The 24,498-nt window shown below is 31.0% G+C and carries 22 protein-coding genes; 17 read left to right on the top strand and 5 right to left on the bottom strand.

The features are described from left to right. The 10 genes from dapE (at window position 1) to KAR67_RS02565 (ending at window position 10,693) form a co-directional block, all read left to right on the top strand. Window positions 1-1,101, top strand: a complete 1,101-nt coding sequence (dapE, locus tag KAR67_RS02610) for a succinyl-diaminopimelate desuccinylase (RefSeq protein WP_002790174.1) — start codon at window positions 1-3, stop codon at window positions 1,099-1,101. 8 nt (window positions 1,102-1,109) lie between these two features. Next, the gene (locus KAR67_RS02605; RefSeq protein WP_057030715.1) at window positions 1,110-4,196 is read left to right on the top strand and encodes a type ISP restriction/modification enzyme; all 3,087 of its coding nucleotides are present in this window, start codon (window positions 1,110-1,112) and stop codon (window positions 4,194-4,196) included. Next, entirely contained in the window at window positions 4,186-4,377 is a 192-nt protein-coding gene (gene thiS, locus KAR67_RS02600; protein ID WP_002780297.1) for a sulfur carrier protein ThiS, read from the top strand. The genes KAR67_RS02605 and thiS overlap by 11 nt, the downstream gene beginning before the upstream one ends. Beyond that, window positions 4,374-5,177 carry a thiamine biosynthesis protein ThiF gene (thiF, locus tag KAR67_RS02595; protein WP_153894759.1) on the top strand — a complete coding sequence of 268 codons (804 nt, stop codon included), beginning with the start codon at window positions 4,374-4,376 and terminating at the stop codon, window positions 5,175-5,177. The genes thiS and thiF overlap by 4 nt, the downstream gene beginning before the upstream one ends. Window positions 5,178-5,180: 3 nt before the next feature. Beyond that, the gene (locus KAR67_RS02590) at window positions 5,181-5,957 is read left to right on the top strand and encodes a thiazole synthase (RefSeq protein ID WP_192801051.1); all 777 of its coding nucleotides are present in this window, start codon (window positions 5,181-5,183) and stop codon (window positions 5,955-5,957) included. Window positions 5,958-5,959: 2 nt separating this feature from the next. Beyond that, window positions 5,960-7,105, top strand: a complete 1,146-nt coding sequence (gene thiH, locus KAR67_RS02585) for a 2-iminoacetate synthase ThiH (protein WP_162284682.1) — start codon at window positions 5,960-5,962, stop codon at window positions 7,103-7,105. Continuing rightward, entirely contained in the window at window positions 7,095-7,700 is a 606-nt protein-coding gene (locus KAR67_RS02580; RefSeq protein ID WP_002780305.1) for a thiamine phosphate synthase, read from the top strand. The genes thiH and KAR67_RS02580 overlap by 11 nt, the downstream gene beginning before the upstream one ends. 14 nt (window positions 7,701-7,714) lie before the next feature. Further along, window positions 7,715-8,605 carry an AraC family transcriptional regulator gene (locus tag KAR67_RS02575; RefSeq protein ID WP_002779082.1) on the top strand — a complete coding sequence of 297 codons (891 nt, stop codon included), beginning with the start codon at window positions 7,715-7,717 and terminating at the stop codon, window positions 8,603-8,605. Window positions 8,606-8,667: 62 nt separating this feature from the next. Continuing rightward, window positions 8,668-9,522 (top strand): ATP-binding protein, encoded by an 855-nt coding sequence (locus tag KAR67_RS02570; protein WP_162284683.1) that lies wholly within the window; start codon window positions 8,668-8,670, stop codon window positions 9,520-9,522. Between the two features lie 7 nt (window positions 9,523-9,529). After that, the gene (locus KAR67_RS02565; RefSeq protein WP_002867169.1) at window positions 9,530-10,693 is read left to right on the top strand and encodes a CynX/NimT family MFS transporter; all 1,164 of its coding nucleotides are present in this window, start codon (window positions 9,530-9,532) and stop codon (window positions 10,691-10,693) included. On the opposite strand, the gene murG is transcribed toward KAR67_RS02565, so the two are convergent. Then, window positions 10,664-11,692, bottom strand: a complete 1,029-nt coding sequence (gene murG / locus KAR67_RS02560; RefSeq protein WP_162284684.1) for an undecaprenyldiphospho-muramoylpentapeptide beta-N-acetylglucosaminyltransferase — start codon at window positions 11,690-11,692, stop codon at window positions 10,664-10,666. The two genes, KAR67_RS02565 and murG, sit on opposite strands and share 30 nt — an antisense overlap. Then, the gene (gene ftsW / locus KAR67_RS02555) at window positions 11,689-12,852 is read right to left on the bottom strand and encodes a putative lipid II flippase FtsW (protein WP_002779074.1); all 1,164 of its coding nucleotides are present in this window, start codon (window positions 12,850-12,852) and stop codon (window positions 11,689-11,691) included. Before ftsW ends, murG begins: the two co-directional genes overlap by 4 nt. A 134-nt stretch (window positions 12,853-12,986) precedes the next feature. On the opposite strand from ftsW, the gene KAR67_RS02550 reads away from it, so the two are divergent. Genes KAR67_RS02550 through KAR67_RS02535 form a run of 4 tightly spaced genes read left to right on the top strand, consistent with a single transcriptional unit; the run spans window position 12,987 to window position 16,192 of the window. Then, window positions 12,987-14,429 (top strand): acetyl-CoA carboxylase subunit A, encoded by a 1,443-nt coding sequence (locus tag KAR67_RS02550; RefSeq protein WP_162284685.1) that lies wholly within the window; start codon window positions 12,987-12,989, stop codon window positions 14,427-14,429. Further along, complete coding sequence (locus KAR67_RS02545) at window positions 14,429-14,665, top strand: hypothetical protein (RefSeq protein ID WP_057030710.1); 237 nt, start codon at window positions 14,429-14,431, stop codon at window positions 14,663-14,665. Before KAR67_RS02550 ends, KAR67_RS02545 begins: the two co-directional genes overlap by 1 nt. Then, entirely contained in the window at window positions 14,665-15,384 is a 720-nt protein-coding gene (locus KAR67_RS02540) for an arginyltransferase (protein ID WP_052783583.1), read from the top strand. Before KAR67_RS02545 ends, KAR67_RS02540 begins: the two co-directional genes overlap by 1 nt. Window position 15,385: 1 nt before the next feature. After that, window positions 15,386-16,192 carry an adenylosuccinate lyase gene (locus tag KAR67_RS02535; protein WP_002779069.1) on the top strand — a complete coding sequence of 269 codons (807 nt, stop codon included), beginning with the start codon at window positions 15,386-15,388 and terminating at the stop codon, window positions 16,190-16,192. A 23-nt stretch (window positions 16,193-16,215) separates the two neighbouring features. Here the strand turns inward: KAR67_RS02535 and cmeF are convergent, their stop codons facing one another. From cmeF to cmeD, 3 genes are read right to left on the bottom strand one after another with little or no spacing between them, the layout of a single operon-like run. Next, on the bottom strand, window positions 16,216-19,233 hold the full coding sequence (gene cmeF / locus KAR67_RS02530) for a multidrug efflux RND transporter permease subunit CmeF (protein WP_052788574.1): 3,018 nt from the start codon (window positions 19,231-19,233) through the stop codon (window positions 16,216-16,218). A gap of 2 nt (window positions 19,234-19,235) precedes the next feature. Beyond that, window positions 19,236-19,976: a multidrug efflux RND transporter periplasmic adaptor subunit CmeE gene (gene cmeE, locus KAR67_RS02525; protein ID WP_002786141.1), complete on the bottom strand. Its 741-nt coding sequence runs from the start codon at window positions 19,974-19,976 to the stop codon at window positions 19,236-19,238. Further along, window positions 19,973-21,247, bottom strand: a complete 1,275-nt coding sequence (gene cmeD, locus KAR67_RS02520) for a multidrug efflux RND transporter outer membrane subunit CmeD (RefSeq protein WP_002779066.1) — start codon at window positions 21,245-21,247, stop codon at window positions 19,973-19,975. The genes cmeE and cmeD overlap by 4 nt, the downstream gene beginning before the upstream one ends. Before the next feature lie 125 nt (window positions 21,248-21,372). On the opposite strand from cmeD, the gene lepA reads away from it, so the two are divergent. From lepA to KAR67_RS02505, 3 genes are all read left to right on the top strand, one after another. Further along, the gene (gene lepA, locus KAR67_RS02515; RefSeq protein WP_131235467.1) at window positions 21,373-23,169 is read left to right on the top strand and encodes a translation elongation factor 4; all 1,797 of its coding nucleotides are present in this window, start codon (window positions 21,373-21,375) and stop codon (window positions 23,167-23,169) included. Between the two features lie 90 nt (window positions 23,170-23,259). Then, window positions 23,260-23,904 carry an outer membrane lipoprotein MapA gene (mapA, locus tag KAR67_RS02510; RefSeq protein WP_131235468.1) on the top strand — a complete coding sequence of 215 codons (645 nt, stop codon included), beginning with the start codon at window positions 23,260-23,262 and terminating at the stop codon, window positions 23,902-23,904. Continuing rightward, the gene (locus KAR67_RS02505) at window positions 23,901-24,476 is read left to right on the top strand and encodes a phosphoribosyltransferase family protein (protein WP_002779063.1); all 576 of its coding nucleotides are present in this window, start codon (window positions 23,901-23,903) and stop codon (window positions 24,474-24,476) included. Before mapA ends, KAR67_RS02505 begins: the two co-directional genes overlap by 4 nt. Window positions 24,477-24,498 lie beyond the last annotated feature (22 nt).

The raw sequence follows: 24,498 nt of genomic DNA, 5'->3' as shown, positions 1-24,498 counted from the left end.
ATGAATGCAAAAGAATTTTTAATCGAACTTTTAAAATTTAAATCTGTTACGCCAAATGATGATGGAGCTTTAAATTTCATCGCTATGGAACTGAGTGATTTTGAAGCTTTTTTTATAGAAAAAGAGGGGATTAAAAATCTCTTGCTTACTAAAAAATTTAATGATGAGGGTGAGCATTTAGCTTTTGGTGGGCATGTAGATGTCGTTCCTGCGGGTGAGGGTTGGAAAAATGATCCTTTTGAGCCTTTGGAGGAAGAAGGCTTTATCTATGCAAGGGGTGCACAGGATATGAAAAGTGGCGTAGCTGCTTTTATCGATGCTGTAAAGGATGTTAGCTTTAAAGGGCGGAGATTAAGCCTTATTTTAACAAGCGATGAAGAAGGCGAGGCAAAATACGGAACAAAAGCTGTTTTAGAATGGATGAAAGAAAGAGATATGCTACCTGATTATGCTGTGGTTGCAGAGCCAACCTGTGTTAAAAAAATCGGCGATAGTATTAAAATAGGGCGTCGTGGTTCTATCAATGGTAAGCTTTTGATACGCGGAAAACAAGGACATGCGGCTTACCCTGAAAAATGTATCAATCCTGTGCATGATTTCGCACCGGTTTTAAAACTTTTAGCGGGTTTTGATCTTGATCCAGGTAGTGCTGAATTTAGCCCTTCAAAAATCGTTATAACTGATATTCGTGGAGGTATGGGGGTGTGTAATGTTACTCCAAATGATTTAAGACTTATGTTTAATGTTCGCAATTCTCCTGATACAAATTTAGAAGATGTAAGAGCTTATGTGGAAAAAATTTGCCACGGCTTAAATTATGAGCTAGAATTAACGCAATCAAGCGAACCTTTTTTAACAAGCATTGACAATAAAATCGTACAAAAGATGAATGAAAGCGTGCAAAAAATCACTCATGAAGTACCAGAGCTCAATACCAAAGGTGGCACAAGCGATGCGAGATATTTTGCAAAATATGGCGTTAAGGTGGTTGAATTTGGCGTTTGCAATGACAGAATTCACGCTATTGATGAGAGAGTGAGCGTGGAAGAATTTGAAAAACTTTGTCTTGTTTTTAAAGATTTGGTGGAGAATTTTAACTAGGAAAAGTTATGGATATATTTAAAAAATATACAAGCGAAATTCAAGCGATTTTTGAAGGAAAAAATTATAATGAGCATAGCTTTAGAACTTGTTTTGAAAATTTACTCAACGAATTAAAACCTAAAGAAGTTAAAATTATTCATGAGCCAAAAAGTGAAAAAGGGCAAGGCTCTATAAGACCTGATTTTAAAACTTATAAACTTATAGATAAAGAAAAAGAGTTAAGCTATAATCATCTTGTAGGCTTTATAGAGTGTAAAAATTTAGATGTAGATTTAAATTTACATTTAAAAGGAAAACAACTTAGCAAATACTTGCAAATTTCACCCAATATCATCTTTACAAACTATAAACGCTTTATACTTTTTTCTTTTGAAAAAGTTGTTTTTGATATTGATTTGCTAGATGATAAGCTTGATTTAAAAGAAGAAAACATAAGCATATTTAGAAATCTTCTTAAAGCTTATTTTGACGATAATAGCACCACCATAAAATCAAAACAAGAATTAGTAAAAGTTTTAAGTACGCAAAGTTTTTATTTAAGCAATGCTTTAAAAATTTCTTTTGATGAAAGTGATGCAAATTCTTCTTTTAAAAGATTTTTTCGAAAAACAAAAGATACCTTTAAAAATATAGAAAAGATAGATTTAAAAGATGAAGAATTTTGCGATATTTTAGCTCAAGCTATAGTATATGGAATTTTTGTTTCTTACATAGAAAATGATGATTATGACTTAGAAAAAATCCCCATAGAAAATTTCATTTCATTTTTACCAAGCACTTTTAGAACTTTAAGTGAATTTGTGTATTTTGCCATACCTTCTTTTTCTCTTCCGCAAGATATCAAATATACTTTAGAAAATATCAAAAAAACTTTATCATTGATAGATAAAATTGCACTTTGTAAAATTTTAAATCAAGATTTAGAAAGTGTAAGTATATATTTGTATGAAGATTTTTTAAAGGCTTATGATGATTTGAGAGCTACGCAAAAACGCAAAGAAGGGGGTGTTTTTTACACTCCAAAAAGTATTGTGGATATGATAGTTTCTTCTCTTGATGAACTTTTAAAAACTAAATTGAATAAAAATAAAGGTTTTAATGACCAAGGCGTAAAAGTACTTGATTTTGCTACAGGCACAGGAAGCTTCTTAGCTAGTGTTTTTGAAAAAATTATTTCCAAAGAAAGTGAAGTTTTTAAAAATGAAGCCATAAAAAATAAATTTTTAAAAGATATTTATGGTTTTGAGCTTTCTTTTGTGCCTTATATTGTAGCAAGGTTAAAACTAGGACAAATTTTAAGAAAAAATGGCTTTGTAAATTTTAGTGATGCTGATTTTCAAATTTTTCTTAACAATACTTTGGACTTAGAAAAAATTGCAAATTTTGATATGTTTATGCCTTTGGAAAATTTAGATACAGAGTGGAAAAAAGCAAGAGATGTTAAACACAGTCAAGATTTGCTTGTTATTTTAGGAAATCCTCCTTATAACGCAAAAAGCAAAAACAAAGGCGAAGATATACTAGAGCTTTTAAAAATTTACAAACAAGGCTTAAATGACAAAAATATACAACCTTTAAATGATGATTATATTAAATTTATGCGTTTTGCACAGTGGAAATTGCTAGAGCAAAACAAAAAAGATTTATTTGAAGAAAAAAAAGGACTTTTAGGTTTTATCACAAATAACTCTTTTATAAGTGGAAAAACTCATAGAAAAATGAGAGAAAGCTTGTATAAAAGTTTTGATGAAATTTATATACTGAATTTACACGGGAGCGATAAAGACGCTAAGAATGATGAAAATGTTTTTGATATAAAAGTAGGTGTTTGTATAAGTTTGTTTGTAAAGTATAAAGATGAACCAAGTAATGGTGCTAAGGTATTTTACTACTCTACAGGTGATAATAATATTTTTTCAAGAAAGGAAAAATTTGCTCTTTTGGATGATCTAAGACAAAAGGGTTTAAATGCTATCAAATGGGAAGAATTGAGCTTAGATGAGCCTTATTTTTGGTTTATCAAAAGAGAATTTAAAAATAAAGAATATGAAAATTTTTGGGCGTTAGCAAGCGATAAGGCAGAGGATAAAAAGTCTATATTTTTAAATTATAGTAGTGGGATTCAAACTGAAAAAGATAATATAGCCATACAGCTAAATAAGCAAAGCATGGAAAATGTTTTAAAGGATTTTAAAAATTTAACAAAAGAAGAAAATGTAAAAAAATATAATTTAGATAATTCTATAATTTTGAATACTTTAACTCAATATGAAAATAATACAGGTTTTATTAGTAAAATACATTATAGACCTCTTGACATTCAATGGACTTTTTATTCAGAGAAACAAGGATTTTTAGGACGCCCTAGATATAAAACCATGCAACATTTTTTAGATAAGGAAAATTTAGGACTTTGTTTTATAGAATCATCAATTCATGATTATTTTTCTCATTCAATTGTTTGTAGCAATATAACGGATGGAAATTTTTTTGGATTTAGAAGTTTTACAGCCCCACTCTATCTTTATGTTAATAATGAAAAAATTCCAAATTTCACAAGCGAATTTCTAGCCTACAAAGAAAATCACAAGATCTTAAAAGACAAAAGTCCTGAGGAAATTTTGTATTTTATCTATGCAAATTTATACAATCCAAGATATAGAGAAAAATACCTAGAGTATTTAAAAACAGGCTTTGCTAGGATTAATTTCGAAGTAGAACAAAAGACTTTTGATGATTTTGCTACTTTAGGTAAAAAACTTGTAGAACTTCACTTGTTTAAAAGAGATTTGAAAGATGAGATTGATTTTATCTTTTTAAAAGAAGATAAAAAGGCAAATTTTAAGATAGAAAAATATCAAGAAAAAGATCGCTTCATAGATAATAAAATTATCTTAAATGAAGATTTGGCCATAAGTCCTATAAGTGCTGAAATTTGGCAATTTACTATAGGCGGTTATCAAGTCATAAAACAATGGTTAAAATATCGCAATGATTATGAATGCTCCAAAGAAGAACTAGAGCATTTGCTAAAAATGTGTAAAGTTATAAAAGAAACTATAAATTTACAAAAGGAATTAAATGATTATTAACGGAGAAAAATTTGAGCTTAAAGAGCTTAAATTTATGGATTTTATCAAAGAAAAGGGTTTTAAAATCGAACTTATCGCCTTAGAATTAAATGGAGAGATTATACCTAAGAGCGAATTTGAAAATTTGATCTTAAAAGAAAACGATAAAGCGGAAATTGTAAGTTTTGTAGGAGGTGGCTGATGAGAATTAAATTTAATGGCAAGGAACTAGATACAAAATTGAGCACCAGTTTGGATTTTTTCAAAAGTGTAAGTAAAAATGAAAATGATGTATGGATTATCAATGGCTTTGCAACGAAAGAAAATATAAAAATTCACGAAAACGATGAGCTTTTTTGTATAGAAAGAAATGCCCTACCTCCAAAAGATGCCTTAGATGCGATGATGAGGGCAAGACATACGCCAAAACTTCATGATAAGCTTAAAAATGGGCGCGTGGCGGTTTGTGGTTTGGGTGGACTTGGCTCACATATAGCGATAAATTTAGCAAGAAGCGGTGTGGGGTATTTAAAGCTGATTGATTTTGATGTGGTTGAGCCTAGCAATCTCAATCGCCAAGCTTACCGCGTAAGTGATTTGGGAAAATTTAAAACCGAGGCTTTAAAAGAGCAAATCAGTGAAATAAATCCTTATATCAAAACTGAAATTTGCACTTTAAAAATCGATGAAGAGAATTTGCCCGATTTGTTTAAAGGTATAGATATAGTCTGTGAGGCATTTGATAGCGCGCTTGCAAAGGCTATGATAGCACAAAATTTTCATAGATTTTATAAAGACACTACTTTAATCTGTGCTTCAGGGCTTGCAGGATATGGCGATAGCAATAGTATACAAACAAGAAAAATTGCTAAAAATTTCTATGTGTGTGGGGATTTGGTAAATGGTGCTAAAGTGGGAAATGGACTTATGGCACCGCGTGTAAATATTTGCGCTGGACATCAAAGCAATCTTGTCTTAGAGCTTTTGGCAAATAAGGAGTAAAAAATGCAAGAAAATTTAAAAAATGATAGCTTAAAAATAGGAAAATATGAATTTAAATCAAGATTTATTTTAGGATCAGGAAAGTATTCTTTAGAGCTTATAAAATCAGCCATAGAAGAAGCCAAAGCAGAGATCATTACACTGGCTTTGCGCCGTGCAAATACGGGTGAGATTGCTAATATACTTGATTATATCCCTAAAAATATAACCCTCTTGCCTAATACTTCAGGAGCTAGAAATGCTGATGAAGCTTTGCGTATCGCAAGACTTTCTAGAGAGCTTGGCTGTGGAGAGCTTATAAAGATAGAGGTTATAGGCGATAGTAAGTATTTGTTGCCCGATAATTATGAAACCATTAAGGCTTGTGAACTTTTAGCAAAAGAAGGCTTTACCCCTTTGCCTTATATGCATGCTGATCTTTATGTAGCTAGAGCTATGTGTGATGCAGGGGCTGCAGCTATCATGCCTTTAGCAGCACCTATTGGGAGCAATAAAGGCTTGTGTGCTAAGGAATTTATACAAATTTTACTTAATGAGATCGATTTGCCTATCATTGTAGATGCAGGTATTGGAACTCCTGCACAAGCGTGCGAGGCTATGCAAATGGGAGTAAGTGCAGTGATGGCAAATACAGCTATAGCTGAAGCAAAGGATATCGCTTTGATGGCAAAAGCATTTTCTTTAGCTATACAGGCTGGAAGAGCGGGTTATCTAGCGGGTTTAGCAAGCGTGAGTGAGGCTAAGGCTAGTTCTCCATTAACAGGCTTTTTAAGGGATTGATTATGCAGGATTATATGCAGTATTTACCTCACATGCAGGAAATAAAAAGCGAAATTTTAAATAAGGTTTTAAGTCAAGTTCAAAGCTATGATGAGAGTCAATTTAGCGCTAAAGATGTTAAAAATGCTTTAAATCAAACACATTTAAGCATAGAGCATTTAAAAGCCTTGCTTTCAAGTGCGGCTGAAGATTTTATAGAAGAATTAGCTTTTAAGTCGGCTAAAACCAAGCAAAAATATTTTGGGAATTCTATCTCGCTTTTTACTCCACTTTATTTGTCAAATTATTGTAATTCTAAATGTGTTTATTGCGGTTTTCAAAAAGGAAATAAAATCGCAAGAGCCAAGCTTAGCGAAGATGAAATTCATGAAGAAATGCAAGCCATTGCTAAAAGTGGTTTAGAAGAAATTTTAATGCTAACAGGTGAAGGAAGGGAGTTTGCAAGCGTAGAATACATCGCAAAGGCTTGCAAGATAGCTAGGGAGTATTTTAAGGTTGTAGGTGTTGAAATTTATCCTATGAATGAGGATGAGTATAAAATTTTGCATGAAAATGGCTGTGATTATGTAACCATTTTTCAAGAAACTTACAATCCTTTAAAGTATTCTAAAATTCATTTAGGGGGTGAAAAGCGTATTTTTCCTTATCGTTTTAATGGGCAAGAAAGAGCCTTAAGAGCGGGTATGCGAGGAGTAGCTTTTGCAGCACTTTTGGGGATTGATGATTTTAGAAAAGATGCACTTGCAACAGCTCTTCATGCGTATTTTTTACAAAAGGCTTATCCGCATGCTGAAATTTCTATTTCAGTACCTCGTTTAAGACCTATTATCAATAATGCTAAAATTCACCCCAAAGATGTAAGCGAAAAACGTCTTTTGCAAGTGCTTTGTGCTTATAGACTTTTTTTACCTTTTGCAGGTATTACTATATCAAGTCGTGAAAGAGTAGGATTTAGAGATGAGGTTGTAAAACTTGGAGCGACAAAAATGAGCGCAGGAGTAAGCGTGGGTATAGGAGAGCATAAGGGCGAGAAAAAAGGTGATGGGCAATTTGAAATTTCAGATGAACGAGGCGTGGATGAAATTTTAGCTATGCTTAAAAACTCAAATTTGCAAGCTGTGATGAGCGATAGTATTTATGTGGGATAAAAAAATCATTGCTATAAGCGATAGAAAATGTGTCGAGATAGACTTTCTAAAACAAGTAGAAAAGCTTGCTAAATCAGGCATAGACGCTTTTGTGCTTAGAGAGAAGGATTTGAGTGAATTTGAGTATTATGATTTGGCTAAAGAGGTTTTAGCTATTTGTGCTAAACATAAAACAACTTGTTTTTTGCATTTTTTTGATAGAGAGTGTTTAAAGTTAGGACATCGCTATTTTCATATGCCACTTGCTTTGTTAAGGCAAGAGCCAAAGATGAGTAAGTATTTTCATATGATAGGCACTTCAGTGCATAGTAAAGAAGAGCTTTTAGAGGCGATGAATTATGGGGTAAATTATGCTTTTGTAGGTCATATTTTTGAGAGTTCTTGTAAGAAAGATTTAGAGCCAAGGGGGCTTGAATTTTTAAATTCTTTACTTTCTTTTAGCCAAATTCCACTTTATGCTATAGGCGGGATTAATGTACAAAATATTGCAAGCTTTAAAGATATCAATGTAGCTGGTGTTTGTATGCGTGAGGTTTTAATGCGCGAAAAAGATGTGAAAAAATATCTTGTTGAATGTAAAAGAAACTTGCTTTGATAAAGAGTGAAACAATGGAGCAAATTCTTTCCTTGCCACAAGATTTAAAACAATTAAAAGGTGTGGATTATAAAAATTTTAAATCCTGTACTTTTGCAAAATATACCCAAGTAAGCGCCTCACACTCTTCTTTTGTCAATGTAGGCAGCCATCTTTTAACCTTTGTAAGAAAAGGATATAAAATTTTACATACGGCATCAAAAGACTATAAAATCGACTCTTATGAAACCTTATTTTTAAAAGCGGGAAATTATACTTTAAGCAATGTAGGACTTAGTAGCGGTGTTTATGAAGCTTATTTGTTTTTCTTTGATAATGCTTTTTTAATCGAGCTTATTTATAAGTATAAAGATCTTTTTAAACTAGAACAAGCAAGTGAGGAGAGTGAAATTTTTTGGGTAAAAAATGATAAAATTTTACAAGGAATTTTAGAAAGTTTTACCCCGCATTTTGATGAGAATACACAAATTTTAGATCCCATAGTCAGTCTTAAATTTGAAGAGATTTTTTTGCATTTACTTTTAAATAAAAATACTTATTTCATAGGCTTTTTAGCTGGAATTTTAAAAGAATTTCGTTTAGATCTTTCGCAGCTTTTTGAGTATTGTGGGAGAGAATTTGTAAGCGTGAGCGAAATGGCTGATTTTGCAAAGCTTGATTTTGCTACTTTTTCTAGAGAATTTAAAAAATGCTTCGGGCAAAGTCCTAAAAAATGGCTAGATGAAAAAAGATTGCAAAAAGCTAAAGTTTTGCTTGAATTTTCTAAAAAAAATGTAAATGAAATAGCTAATGAATGTGCTTTTTCTTCAGTGGCTTGGTTTATCGAGAGATTTAAAGAAAAATACAATCAAACCCCTAAGCAATATCAAAAATCAAAAAACTTGTATTTTTTATCAAAAAACTAGCACACTTTTTCTATCTAAATCAATATAATCAGCATAAATATTTTTAACAAAAGGAGAAAAGTATGAAAAAATATGTTTTAAGTTTAGCGCTTGTTGGAGCAAGTTTGCTTGGAGCAAGCGAGTTGAAATATCAAGAATTTGATGGCTTTAAAAGCCCTGAAAGTATTTTTGTAGATAAAAACTATGTTTATGTATCTAATGTAGGGGAAAAACTTGAACCTTTGGCGAAAGATAATGATGGATTTATTTCTAAGCTTGATAAAAATGGCAAAGTGCTAGAATATAAATTTTTAACCCATCTTAATGCACCAAAAGGCATGATGGAGATTGGAAAAACTCTTTATGTGGTAGATATCGATGTTTTACGCGGTTTTGATCTTAAAACTAAAAAAGAAATTTTTAATTTACCTATTAAAGGTGCAATCTTTTTAAATGACATAGAAAAATTAGACGACAATACGCTTTTGGTTAGCGATACTGGCACAGGGCTTATTTTAAAGGTTGATTTAAAAACTAAGCAATATGATGAATTATTAAAACTTGATTTAGCAAAATTTGGCGGTCCAAATGGGTTATATCTAGATAGAAAAAAACATAAGCTTTTTATAGCTGGTTATCATCCTGATGGTGTAAGTGGCGGTGTTGTAATGGCTTATGATTTAAATACAAAAGAACTCAGTATAATTAAAAATGAAAAAGAATCTTATGATGGAATAGTTCCTTATAAAGATGGTTTATTGGTAAGTTCTTGGGGAAATAATCTAAATGGATATATTTATAATTTAGATAATGTTAAATCTGTAAAACTTGAACTTCCTTTGATGAAAGGTCCTGCAGATATATTTATTGAAGGTAATATTTTATGGATTCCTAAGATGGCAGAAGGTAAAATATTCAAAGTAGAACTTAACAAATAAGGCTTTTATGGCTTCTTTTAAAAAGATATTTTGGATTAATGTTATTATTGTTATTATTGTAGCTTTTAATCTTAGAGCCCCAATTACTGCAGTGGGGCCTATTATTGATATTATTAAAGATAAGTATTATTTAAACTCAACCGTAGCGGGCATACTTACAAGTCTTCCTTTGATAGCTTTTGGAAGTATTTCTTTTATTGTGGGGTATTTTTCTCCTATTCGTGCTATTGTTTTTGGAATTTTTTTAATTTTTTTAGGCGAAATTATTCGTTCTTATTTTGGTGTATATGGCTTATTTTTAGGAATGTTAGCAATGGGCTGTGGTATAGCAATTGCAAATGTTTTACTTCCTAGTTTTATTAAAGAAAAATTTCCAAAAAAAATGGCAAGTATAATGGGAATTTATAGTCTTGTTTTGAGTATTTCTTCGATTATGGGTATTGCTTTAGCTATACCTTTGCTTAGTGTATTTGATTTAGCTGGAGCTATGTTTTTTTGGGCTATTTTTTCTTTTGTAGCTTTAGTAGTTTACTATCCTCAAGCTAAAAATGGTAGATTTTTTCGTATTAAGAAAAAAACTCATAAAAAAATCAATCTTTTTACAAATTTAACAACTTGGAAAATTACTCTTTTTATGGGATTTCAAAGTTTTTTAGCTTATTCTTTGTTTTTTTGGTATGTTCAAATTGTTGTAGAAAAAGGATTTGATAAAGAATTTTCTACAAGTATGGTTTTATTTGCTCAACTTGTTGCAGCTCCAGTGTCTCTTTTTGGCCCTTTACTTTTAGGAAAATTAAGACAAAATTTACATACTTTTTACATAGCAGGTTTGTGCAGTATGTATGTGATCGCTTTTGGTATGCTCTTTATTTTTGATAGTAAAATTTCTATTATTATCAGTGCTTTTATCATGGGTTTTCCATGGGGTGGAGTTTTTGGCATTGCGTTGCTTTTTATTGCACAAAAAAGCTCTAATGCTCAAATAGCAGCGAGACTTTCTGCTTTAGCTCAGGGTTTTGGATATTTAATTGCAGCACAAGGACAATGGATTATAGGTTTTTTGCATGACAAATTTGAAAATTTTTCATTTGCTATTTTGATGTTAGTTTTTGTTGGAATTTTAGTAAATATCTTTGGATATTTATCTTATAAAAGTCAAATTATCAAATAAAGCTTTTTGGATTAGCATATCTGCGCCATTTTTTTGGGTTATATTTTGCAATCTTGTAGAAATATTTTCTAGATTTAGTTTTAATATTGACTTAAAAAATTCATCAAGATTAATAGAGTTTTGCATAAAAATTTGACATAAAGCTTGATCTTGTAAAAATTTAGCATTAAAGTATTGATGATTTTTAGCTGCATAAGGATAAGGTATAAAAATAGTGGGCAAAGTATTAGCACAAAGTTCAAAAAGAGTACTTGCACCTGCTCTTGATATAGCTAGATCTGCATTTTTCATTTTTTCTTCCAAATTTAAACTAAAATCAAAAATATCAGCTTGGATATTTAAGCTTTGATAATGTTTTTTGCACTTTTCAAAATCATTTTTTCCACATTGATGGATGATTTTGATATTTTGTTCTTGAAGTTTTGGTGCTAAATTTAAAGCTAGTTCGTTGATAAAATGAGCTCCTTGTGATCCTCCTAAGAAAATAATATTTTTTAATTCTTTGCGAATCCTAGCATTATCAAAAAATTTATCTGCTACAGGATAAGGGCTAATTTCTTTTTCAAAGGCGCTAAAAAATTTTGTAGCGAAAGGTTTTAAAAGCATATTTAAAGAGCCGCTTTTTGAATTTTGTTCATGTATAAAAAGAGGCAAATGTGAGAATAAAGCCGCAAAAGATGCAGGAGCTGCACTGTATCCTCCTACGCTAAAAACCGCTTTGATATCATAATCTTTAAAGATTTGCTTACATTCTTTACTAAGCTTGAATGTGTGGAGTAAGGAATTGATTTTTCCAAGTTTGTTTTGATTGACAACCCCACGAGAACTTAAAAAGAATTTCGCTTTAAAACGAGTTTCGCTTTCAAACCAAGCTCTATCTTGACCATTTTGACTTCCTATATAAACACACTCTATGTTTTTTTTAATCGCACTTTCTAGTAAACATCGCACAATGGCTAGGTGTCCACCCGTTCCGCCACCTGTTAGAACTATTGTCATAATTTAACCTTTTTTGAAATCATTAAAACATATCCAATTCCTATACAAATTGCCCACATTGAACTTCCTCCATAGCTTAAAAGTGGAACCGCTACACCTTTTAGTGGAGTAAGAGAAATGATACCAAAGGCATTCATAAAGAATGAAAAGAGTAAAAGCAAAGCAATGCCTGAACAAAATATAAAATCTTGTTTTTCTTCACATCTTCCTGCAATTCTAAAAATTCTTAAAATCATCCAAAGATAAATAAAACAAATAAGCCCCAAGCCAAAAAGTCCTATCTCTTCTGTGATGCCTGAAAGAACGAAGTCAGTATGCACCTCACTTAAAAAACCAAGTTTAAAAGTACCTAGCCCAAGTCCTTCACCAAATAACCCTCCATGAGCTATGGCATTTAAGGAGTGTGAAATTTGATAAGGCTCGCTATTGCCACTTACCCTTAAAGCATCTGCCATCCAATCAGGAAGCATAGGCAAGAAAGCATCTTGTATATTTCCCCACCAAGAAGCTATCCTTTGGATACGCCTTTGATTGCTAAAAATTACCATGATTCCTATCATCATAATGATTAAAATTCCAAAGGCAAAAAGTCTTTTGCTAGCACCTGCAAAAAAAGCTAGAGCTAAAATTAAAAAGAAAGAAATAACGCTTTGCCCTAAATCATTTTGTGTGATGTAAATATAGCCTATCACGATAGAAGCTAAAATACAATAAGGCAAGAGAATTAAAGCTTCATGCTTAATCGCTTTTTTGCTATCATCAATGCGTCTTGTATAACTCCAAGCTAAAAAATAAATCAGTCCTATTTTAAAAAATTCCACAGGTGAAATAGAAAGAGGTCCTAAGCGAATCCAACGCTTTGCGCCCCCACTAGCAGTCGCCAAAGCAGAGGGTAAAAAAGGCAGGATAATAATACATATAAAAGAGCCTATAAGTATGGCTAGGATAATTCTTTTAGCAAGTATTTTATCAGGATCAAGACGAGAAATAAAAAACATGATTAATATACCGCTAAGCCCAAAAAAGAGTTGGCGTATAAAAAAGTGAAATTCATTATAATCAAAAAAAAGCACAGTAAAAACAGTAAGAGAATATGAAAATACTATACCTATGCTTATTAAAATGCAACTTAAATAAAATAATTTTTTATCGGCAATCATGTAAAATTGTAATTTTTCTTTCGGAATAATTTAAAAGTTTATTATAACTAAAATAAATTAAATTTTTTGCTAAGTTTTTGTAAGGATATTTTGCTAGAATATGAGTATGTAAATAAAATTTATAAAGGCAAATTATGGTACAAATTCATAAGATTCTTATAGCAAATCGTGCTGAAATAGCTGTCCGTGTAATCCGTGCTTGTAGGGATTTACATATTAAAAGTGTTGCGGTTTTTACAGAACCTGATCGTGAGTGTTTGCATGTAAAAATTGCCGATGAAGCTTATCGCATAGGCACAGATGCTATAAGGGGTTATTTGGATGTAGGAAGAATTATAGAAATTGCTAAAGCTTGTGGGGCTGATGCTATACATCCTGGTTATGGATTTTTAAGTGAAAATTATGATTTTGCTAAAGCTTGTGAGGAAGCAGGAATTATTTTTATAGGTCCAAAATCTGAAGTTATCCACAAAATGGGAAATAAAAACATAGCTCGTAAATTAATGGCTCAAAATGGGATTCCTATCGTTCCAGGAACAGAAAAATTAAATGCTTATAGTATGGATGAAATCAAAGTATTTGCAGAAAAAATAGGCTATCCTGTGATTTTAAAGGCTTCAGGAGGTGGTGGCGGACGAGGAATTCGCGTCGTTCATAAAGAAGAAGAATTAGAAAATGCTTTTGATTCGTGTAAAAGAGAAGCATTGACTTATTTTAACAATGATGAAGTATTTATGGAAAAATATGTAGTCAATCCTCGCCATATAGAATTTCAAATTTTAGGGGATAATTATGGAAATATTATCCATCTTTGCGAAAGGGATTGTTCTATCCAAAGAAGACATCAAAAAGTGATCGAAATCGCACCTTGTCCTGGAATTTCAGACAATCTAAGAAAAACTATGGGTGTTACTGCTGTGGCTGCTGCTAAGGCTGTTGGCTATACAAATGCGGGGACTATAGAATTTTTACTTGATGATTATAACCGCTTTTATTTTATGGAAATGAATACAAGAATTCAAGTAGAACATCCTGTAACTGAAGAAATTACGGGTGTGGATTTGATCGTGCGTCAAATTCGTATCGCAGGCGGGGAAATTTTAGATCTAGAACAAAGTGATATCAAGCCAAGAGGTTTTGCTATAGAAGCAAGGATTACGGCTGAAAATGTATGGAAAAATTTCATTCCAAGTCCAGGTAAGATAGGGGAGTATTATCCAGCACTTGGACCATCTGTAAGGGTGGACAGTCATATTTATAAAGATTATACCGTGCCTCCTTATTATGATTCTATGCTTGCAAAATTAATCATAAAAGCTACAAGTTATGATTTAGCGGTTAATAAACTTGAAAGAGCTTTGAAAGAATTTACCATAGATATTAGAACAACTATACCATTTTTAATTGCCATTACAAAAACAAGAGAATTTAGAAGGGGGTATTTAGACACCTCTTTCATAGAGACACATATGCAAGAATTATTAGAAAAAACAGAAGATCGTCATCAAGATAATAAAGAAGAAGTTATCGCTGCAATCGCAGCTACTTTAAAGAAAATACGCGAAAGTAGAGAATAATGGATTTTTTTGATAGTCTTAAGAGCATAAAAAAAGAAATGCAAACTCATTCTAAGGAGCAAAAAAGCCCTAAAAATTCAAATAAAAAGGATATGAAGCATTTTAATGAAGAGATAAAAACACAGCTACCAGAAATGAACTTAGATAAAGAAATGCAAGAAGTTTTTTTAAAACAAGAGAAATTACAGGATGAGTTTTTGGAATTTATTAAAAATGCAGATATTAAGAAAATTTAATGCTAGAAATTGGTTTTTGTACTCTTGAAGACGAATGTCCTTATCTAAAAGATAGGCGTTCTAGGATAGAGTACAAATATATAGAAAATTGCTCTAAGGAAATTAATAGCGAGCTTATCAGGCGTGGCTGGCGTCGTTTTGGTAGGTATTTTTCTCGTCCTATTTGTAAAGATTGTAAAGAGTGTTTAAGTCTTAGAATTTTGGTGGATGAGTATCAATTCTCCCGTAGTGAAAGAAGAGTGATCAATAAAAACATAAATACCAAAATCATATTAAGAAAACCTTTACTAAGTAATGAGCATTTGTTTTTGTATGATAAATATCACCGCTTTATGGAAGAGAAAAAAACTTGGAAAAGATATGATTTAAATTTCAGACAATATTACAATCTTTATGTTGATGGATTTATGAATTTTGGCTATGAGCTTGCTTTTTATGTGGAGGATAAGCTTGTTTGTGTGGATTTAATCGATTGGCTTGAAGATGGAATTTCTAGTATTTATTGCTTTTATGATCCAGATTTTTCTCATCTTTCTTTGGGTAAATTTTCTTTACTTAGCGAAATAAAGATAGCCAAAAAAGAAAAATTAAAATATATTTATTTGGGATATTTTGTAAAAAAGTGTCAATCTTTATCGTATAAAGCCGATTATACACCCAATGAAATTTTAAAAGGCACAAAAGAGCTTTTTGAGAATGAGATTTTATGGGAGAGATGAGATGCAGATCGTGCAAACTTTAGAAACTATCAATGTTAATACCGATGATATTAATGTTTTTCAGTATTTTAAAGACTTAATTACCAAAAATTTCACAAAGGTAGTAGGGCGTAAAAATAAAATTTTTTCTTTTTTTGAAGAAAATGAAATTCCACAGCGCCGTTATTTCTTAAAAGTTTTAGATCAAAAATATCGTAAAAGCACAAATGAAGGTATAGAGAATTTACAAGATGCTCATTTTAAAACTTTTAGATTAATTTTTGAGCAAAATAATATGCTTAAGCCTATGTTGTTTATCAAGATTGATTTTGTTGCGGGTAGAATTTTGATGAAGTTAAGCTCTAATGAAAAATTATTTATTACTTATATAAGAAATTATTTTCAAGATCATAATATAGAATATAATGAAATGACAAATATTCTAATTTTAGAATATAAAAACGAGAATACCCTTGAACTTTTTGAAGCTTTTGCAAATGAGAGCGAGCATTTAAAATATTGCGTGAATTTTGAAGTTGACCGCGAAGAGTATAAAAAATTTCGCCAAAATATTCACAATAAAGAAAATATGAAATGGAAATTTAATGCTTTAGCTAAGCTTTTTAGTAATTATTTTAATACTTTAGAATGCACTCCGCAAAATGATCTTAGTGAAATCAGACAAAAATATTTGATTTTGGTAAAACTTTATCATCCTGATTTTCATCAAGGAAAAAGTGCAATAGAAAAAGCTTACGCAAGAGAACAGTTTGAAAAAATACAAATCGCCTATGATAACTTAAAAGCACTTTATAAGAATAATACTTAAAAAAATTAAATTAATCATTTTGGTTAATTTAATTTTTCTCTCTCATAAATTTTTCTTAATTTGCTATCTAGTTTAAAACAAAATTTAAAAAGTGCAGGTACTACGAGTAAGGTAAGCAAAGTCGAACTTATAAGTCCAAAGATAATGGCTATTGCCATAGGAGAATTAGCTTCATAGCCCGCACCCCTTGAAAGAGCAAGTGGGAGCATAGCAAAAATCATAGCAAAAGTTGTCATCAATATAGCCCTTAAGCGCGATTTTCCAGCGATTAAAAGAGCTTTATCGGGATCTAAACCTTCATGGCATTTTTTATTAGCTACATCTACGAGTAAAATAGCATTTTTCCCTACCATACCAAAAAGTAAGATGATGGCAATAAGTACAAAAAGTGAAAAATTATGCCCTGTGATAAAAAGCCCTATAGAAGCTCCGCCAAAGGCTAAAGGCATGGTTATCATGATGATTAAAGGCAGAATAAAACTTTCATAAAGTGCGGCTAAAACAAGATAAATTAAAACAAAAGCAAGTGCTACTGCCATAGCAAAACCTTGCACGGTTTCACCTAAAAGATTGATAAAGCCTGAAAAAGCATAGCTAAGACTTGGATTGTTATTTAAAATTTTATCCATATTATCTAGTAAAAGTTTTTGCACCGCTCCTAAGGAAAGATCATTCACTCCAGCTGTGATTTTCACAGAGCGGTTTTTATTGTAACGATTGATAGTTTTTAAATCTTTACTGTATATAAAATCCACCACGCTTGAAAGTTCTAAATTTATACCTTGGTTGTTTTTAATGCTAATGCGCTTTAAAACTTCTATGTCTTTTTTAAATTCTGGAGCAAAACTTAGGATAATATCATCTTTTGAATTGCCTCTATCCATGCTTCCTACGCTAAGTTGCGAGAAAGAATACCCTAAAACCCCAGCGATATATTGAGGATTGACATCTAAAAGTTTGGCTTTTTCTTTGTTGATGTGTAAGGCTACTTCATCTTTTGTAGCATTAGCATTATCACTTATATCTACAATGCGTGCATTAGTACCTAAAATTTCTTTTGCCTGAGAAGCAGCTTCTTTTAGAGTGTTTAAATCATCTCCTAAGATTAAAAATTGCACGGGATCATCAATGCCTGCACCCTCTATCTTTGGAAGTTCTAAAATTTTGATTTTTAAACTTTCATCTTGAAATTTTTGACGATATAAACTTACTATGGCACTTTGTCTTAAATTTCTTTCGTCTAAATTTTTAAGTTTAACATAAATTTTAGCCTTTGTAGCATCTTTGGCATCATCATAGCCTACAAGTAAAAAAGCGTATTTGACATTGCTATCATTTTTGATTTTTTCAAGCAAATTTAAACTTTTTTCTTTCATGGCTTCTAAACTTAAATCCTTTTTGCTTTCAAGCAAAACTTGAATTTCGCTATCATCTTCCATAGGTAAAAAATCAAGCCCTATGCGAGTGGCTAAAGCAAAAGAAAACCCTATAAAAACAAGAGTGGCTAGGATAAATTTTACTTTATTTTGTAAAATTTTATAGAGTAAATTTTCATACTTTTGCTCTATTTTTTCAAAAAAAGCTTCTGTTTTTTCATAAAACTTGTTTTCTTTTGGATTTAAAAATCTTGCCCCAATACTAGGTATTAAAAATACAGAAACCAAAAAGCTTATAACTATCCCACTTGCAACGCTTATGCCTAAGGCATTGAAAAAAAGCCCTGATATAGAGTTCATATAAGAAATAGGGATAAAAACACAAAGTAAAACTATACTTATGCTTAAAACGCTAAAACCTATTTCATTGATACCTAAAAAAGCAGCTTGTAAAGGCGGATAAGTTTTTAGTTTTTTAGCAATATTTTCAATCACTACTATAGCATCATCGATAAAAATTCCTATGCTTAAGGTTAAAGCTATAAAAGTTAAGCGGTTTAAATCATAGCCTAAAAGATCGATAATAAAAAAAGTTGAAATGATAGAAGTAGGTATAGCTATGCAAGCAATGAGAGTTGCACTTAAATTTCTTAAAAATAAAAACACGATAACAAGGGTTAGAAAAATCCCCAAAACCATATCAAAAATCACTTGAGAAAGGTGCTTGTGGATATTTAAGCTTTTATCATAAAGCATATTAATGCTTATATCTTTTGGAATTTGTTTTTCTAAAATAGGCAAGGCATTTTTGACATTTTTAATCATTTCAAGGGTGTTATAATTTGTGATTTTTCCGAGTTCTAAAAGCACCCCTTCTTTACCTTCGTATAAAGCACTTTGTTTTTCATCTTCATAAAGGCTTGAAATATTAGCAATATCACTTAAAAATACTCCTGTTTTTATGCGAAGATTGCTAAGTTCTTCTAAATTTGTGGCTTCAAAATAGCCTTTGATGATATAGTTATCTTGATTGTTGTTAAGTTCACCTAGGGCTTGTTTAAAATTTTGACTTTTGATGATATTTGCTACATCAAGGGCGTTAAGATTGTATTTTCTAAGTTCGTTTGGTTTTAATTCTATGCGAATTTGGGGTTCTAAAAACCCCTTAGCTTCGATTTTTCCTACCCCATCAATCCTTTGCAAAAAAGGCTTGATTTTATCATTAATTTCGCGCATGAGTTGTAATTTATCTTTAGAATATAGAAAAAGTGAAATAGCAGAACCAGAATCTGAACTGATTTTTTCAATTTCAGGCTTAGAAGGTAGGCTTAAAGTTCCTATTTTATCACGCACATCATTGGCAGCTACTTCAAGATTTTTACCCAGTTTAAACTCAACTACACTTACACTAAAATTATCATATGCAGTTGAGGTTATGGTCTTTACTCCATCGATTTCACTTAAAGCATTTTCTATTTCTTTAGTGACTTTTGATTCTACGAAATTTAAATCCCCATTTATCTTGCTTGTGATTTTTATAAGAGGTATGGAAACATTAGGAAATAAATTTACACTCATGCTAAAAGCAGAGATTAGCCCAAAAATCATAAGAGCTAAGAAAAACATTAGCACGGTAATAGGTCGGTTTATAGCTAGTTTAAACATTTTTAATCTTTAGTGATGATTCTACCTTCACCAAAAAGCCCTGGTGTTAGATTTGTGGTTTGCACTTCAGCATAAATTTTTCTTGTTTTTACTTCTATACTTGGATAAATAAGGCTGATTTTTCCTTTCAATTCTGTACCATTTTGATCGATTTTATAAAAGAAATCATCGCCTAATCTAACTTTATCTTTATATTTTTCATCAAAACTTAAAATCAGTTTGCTTTGTGGATAGGAAAAAATTTCTATTAAAGGTTGAGCTACTCCTCCTACTCCTTCGCCCACTTGTATAAATTTGTTTGCGATAATAGCATCATAAGGTGCACGCAATTCTTTTTTTGCCATGATATTTTTATAATAAGCTATATTGATTTTTGCTTTGATTAAATTTAAATTAGCTGCATCAAATTTAGCTTTCATATCTTCATAGCTTTGTTTGTCTATAACATTTTCTACAGCTTTGATTTTTTGCATTCTGCTTTTGGTATTTTCGTATTCTACAAGGGCAAGTTGATAAGAATTTTGAGCATTTTGAAGGGCTATTTTTTCACTTTCTTGATCAAGAGCAAGTAAAAGTTCTCCTTTGCTGACTTTTTGTCCAATTTCTACAGGAATTTTTTGAACTAAACCTATGCTTTCAAGGGCAAGCTTGCTTTGTTTTGATGCTTCTACATTGAAACTCGCGTAAATTTCTTCGCCAAAGGCGTAATTAAAAGCAAGAAGTAAAAATAGAATTTTTTTCATTCTTTAACCTTTGAATTAAGATCTATACCCGCATTAAAATAATAATTTGCTTTAGTAATTTCAAATTCATTTTTAGCAAGCTCTAAATCGCTTTGTGCTTTAAATTTAGCCTCTAAAGCTTGAAGATATTCCACATAAGAAACAAGTCCTGCTTGGTATTTTTTATCTACACTTTCAAAAGCCAAATTTGCAGCATTTAAGCTAAGATTAAGAGCTAAAATTTGTTCTTGTAAAACTTTTAAACTTTTGTCTAAATAATTTAATTCTTCTTTATTTTTTCTCTCACTAAATCTTGCGTTTGCATTGGCTATTTGAACGTTTAAACGCTCTTTTTCAACTTCTTTAGCCCTTGCATTGAAATCAAAAATTTTCCATTCCATACCTAAAATAAACTGATTACCTTGAGAATATTTTTCTAAGAATTGATCTGCTAAGTTTACAAAAGGAGCTGGAACTTTTGGATTATAATTGTTTTTATAAAAGTTAAAATTATCTTGAATATAAAATTTTGGAAAATATTCAGCTTTTGCTAAATTTACACTTTCTTTAGCAAGATTGATTTGTTCTTTAGCTATCATTACTTCATAGTTTTGACTTTTTTCTTGTTGCGGATTTTCTAAAAAAGCATTCCCTTGCACTTTAAAATCTGTATCACTTAAAATTTTAATCTCTTTTTGTATATTGGCAAGTTTTAATTCATTTTGACTGAGCTCTAATAAGCTTAAATGGTATTTAGCTTTAATGCTTTCAAGTTCATCTTTAGGGCTAAGTCCTGCGTCGTAAAATTTTTGCAATCTTTCAAAAGTTGATTTTAAAAAAGCTACTTTTTGTTGATTTGCTAGTAAAATTTTTTTAAGACTTAGGGTGTTAAAATAAAGTGTGATTGCATTTAAGGCAAGGTAATTTTTGCTTTGTTCTTTGTCTAAAAGGCTTAATTTTTCTTTGCTTTCTAAAGCTCTTAAATTAGCCTCTCTAGCACCCCCATCAAAAAGTAAAAAATTAAGAGAAACTTTAGCAAATAAACTTTCTTGTGGATCGATAATGAAGCGATCTTTATTGTTGGCTACATAAGCTGAGTTTAGACTAAGAGAGGGTAGGTAATTTCTAAAAGCTTGTTCTTTGTCTAAATTTGCTTGTTCGCTTTGCATTTGCTTAATGAGATAGGATTCATTATTTTGACTTAGTGCTATAAATTCGTGCAAATTAGAAGCTAACATTGCTAAGGGATAAAGAGCTAAAAATATAGCTGATTTTAAATATTTTTCAAGCATTTGATATTTTAATATGCTTTATATAAATTTCAATTGAAGTTTTTTATATAAAATAAAATTTATTTGTTTTAAACATAAATTTTGTTAAAATCCTAGCTTTAAAATTTTATATTTAGGATGAAATTTTGTCGGTAAAAAATATTAGAAATTTTTCCATCATAGCACATATAGATCATGGAAAATCTACTCTTGCAGATAGGATTATTAGCGAGTGTGGTGCTATTAGCGATAGGCAGATGAGTTCACAAGTTATGGATACTATGGATATAGAAAAAGAGCGTGGTATCACCATAAAAGCACAATCAGTGCGTTTAAATTATAAATTTAATAATGAAAATTTTGTTTTAAATCTTATTGATACTCCTGGCCATGTGGATTTTTCTTATGAAGTGAGTCGTTCTTTGGCAAGTTGTGAAGGGGCTTTGCTTGTAGTAGATGCTTCTCAAGGTGTTGAAGCACAGACTATAGCTAATGTTTATATAGCGCTTGAAAATAATCTTGAAATCATTCCTGTGATTAATAAAATCGATTTGCCTAATGCTGATGTTGAGAAAGTAAAGCATGAAATCGAGCATATTATAGGTATAGATTGCAAAGATGCAATTTGCGTGAGTGCAAAAACAGGAGTGGGTATAAAAGAGCTTATAGAAACAATTATTACTAAAATCCCTGCACCAAAAACAGATGATGAAGCTCCTACTAAGGCTTTAATTTATGATTCTTGGTTTGATAATTATCTAGGGGCTTTGGCTTTGGTTAGAATTTATGAAGGAAGCATTGCTAAAAATGATGAAGTTTTGGTAATGAGTACAGAAAAAAAACATATAGTTCAAGATCTTTTTTATCCTCATCCCTTAAGTCCTATCAAAACTCAATCCTTGCAATCAGGCGAAGTAGGGGTTGTAGTGCTTGGGCTTAAAACAGTAGGTGATGTGCAAGTGGGCGATACTATCACCTTAGTAAAAAACAAAGCCAAAGAAGCCATAGGGGGATTTGAAAAGGCTAAAGCTTTTGTATTTGCAGGACTTTATCCTATAGAAACGGATAAATTTGAAGATTTAAGAGATGCTTTGGATAAATTAAAGCTTAATGATAGCTCCATCACTTATGAGCCTGAAACCTCTTTAGCTTTAGGTTTTGGTTTTAGGGTAGGATTTTTAGGGCTTTTACATATGGAAGTAATTAAAGAAAGACTTGAAAGAGAATTTAATCTTGATTTAATCGCCACAGCACCAACTGTAACTTATGAGATTTATCAAACCGATGGAGAGCTTATAAAAATTCAAAATCCAAGCGAATTACCGCCGGTGAATAAGATCGATCATATCAAAGAGCCTTATGTAAAAGCTACTATCATTACCCCTAGTGAATTTTTAGGAAATTTAATCACTCTTTTAAATCGAAAAAGAGGAGTGCAGATTAAGATGGACTATATTACACCTGAGCGTGTTTTATTGGAATACGATGTGCCTTTAAATGAGATTGTGATGGATTTTTATGATAAATTAAAGTCTTTAACAAAAGGATATGCGAGCTTTGATTATGAGCCTATTGAATTTCGTGTAGGGGATTTAGTAAAGCTTGATATTAAAGTAGCGGGTGAAAATGTCGATGCTTTAAGTATTATCGTGCCAAATGAAAAAGCGCAAAGTAAAGGAAGAGAACTTGTTAGTGCTATGAAGGAAATAGTTCCTAGACAGCTTTTTGAAGTGGCCATTCAAGCAAGCATAGGCAATAAAATCATCGCAAGAGAAACGGTTAAGTCTATGGGTAAAAATGTAACCGCAAAATGCTATGGTGGGGATATTACTAGAAAAAGAAAGCTTTTAGAAAAGCAAAAAGAAGGTAAAAAAAGAATGAAAGCTATAGGTAAGGTAAATTTACCTCAAGAGGCTTTTTTGAGTGTTTTAAAGATAGATTGATGATAAATTTAAAACTTGGCTTGAAATTTGCTTGTATTTTTAATACAATTTAGAAAAATATTTTTCAAAATATTTTTTAAGGAGAAAAAGATGAATAAGAAAATTTTATTTTTTATAGCATTGGCTTTATTTTTAAATGCTTGTGCGAGCAAACAAAATACTTTTACTCAAGTAAATCAGCTTTCTAAAGCTTTTCAGTGTGTTCCTTGCGAGAGTTCTAGTGGTTTTGAGGCAAAAATCAAAGGCCTTTTATATGTTAGCGATATTGGGATACAATGTTGTGCAAATAAAAGAACTTTAGATACGGGTGTGGCTCTCAAAAAAGTCTACTTGCATAGATTTTATGATTTAAAAGAAGAGCAAAAAGTGCTTAATGCCAATGGGCAAAAATTATTTGTAAATCTTGATTTTAATGCTATTTTTTATGTTTATTTAAAACAAGAGCTTGAAGCAAGAGGTATTATCGTCCTTGATGATAATAAAGCCAATTCACCTTATGTAACTAAAATTGATCTTGCTTTTACGGGTTATAGTGCAAAACAAGATAGTCTAGGACTTCATTCAAGACTTGTTGGAGTATTAAGCTTGAGTGATATTAATAAAAATAAAAAATTCACTTTACGCACCAAACAAGATGTTCAAGGTTTTGAAAATTTAAAAGATATCAGTTTTTACACACATTTACTGATTAAACAGATGGCAAATAAAGCAGCAAGCATAATCTCAGAGCTTTGAAATGTTTAAATTGCGGAGTTTTTACTCTGCTTTGTTTTTGTCATCATTGCGCTGAAGAATTATCGGAATTTTCTTTAGGCGTAAGAGAACTTGAAAAAGATTTTAAAGTTTATTCTTTTTATAAATATCATGAGATTAAACATCTTTTGCACGCTAAACATAAATTTTATGGTTATTTTGTATTTCATTTCTTGGCAAAATTAAGTTTTTTTAAATTTAAAAATTTTTTTTCTGTAAATGAGCAAATTAATGTTATTCCTTTAGATGATAGAGTTGAAAATTTACTTTATTCTCATTCAGCCATCTTAGCAAAATATTTAAAGACAGAATTTATTAAGCCTATATTTGGTGCCTTACATGCACAAAATCATCTAAAGTATTCTGGAAAAAGTTTAAAATTTAGACAAGACAATAAAAGAAAATTTAAACTTTTAAAAAAAATTAACAATCCTGTAATTTTGGTAGATGATATTGTATCTTCGGGTTCTAGTTTACTTGAAGCTAAGCAATTTTTAGAAAAAAATAAAATTTCTGTTCTTTTTGCGGTTGTTTTAGCTGATGCAAAAGTTTAATATGCTATAATAATAGTTTGAA

The sequence above is a fragment of the Campylobacter sp. JH32 genome, assembly GCF_017846535.1.
GTDB lineage: Bacteria > Campylobacterota > Campylobacteria > Campylobacterales > Campylobacteraceae > Campylobacter_D > Campylobacter_D coli.
Note: the sequence above shows the minus strand (reverse complement) of the source record. Positions and strands in the feature narration are given on the sequence as shown.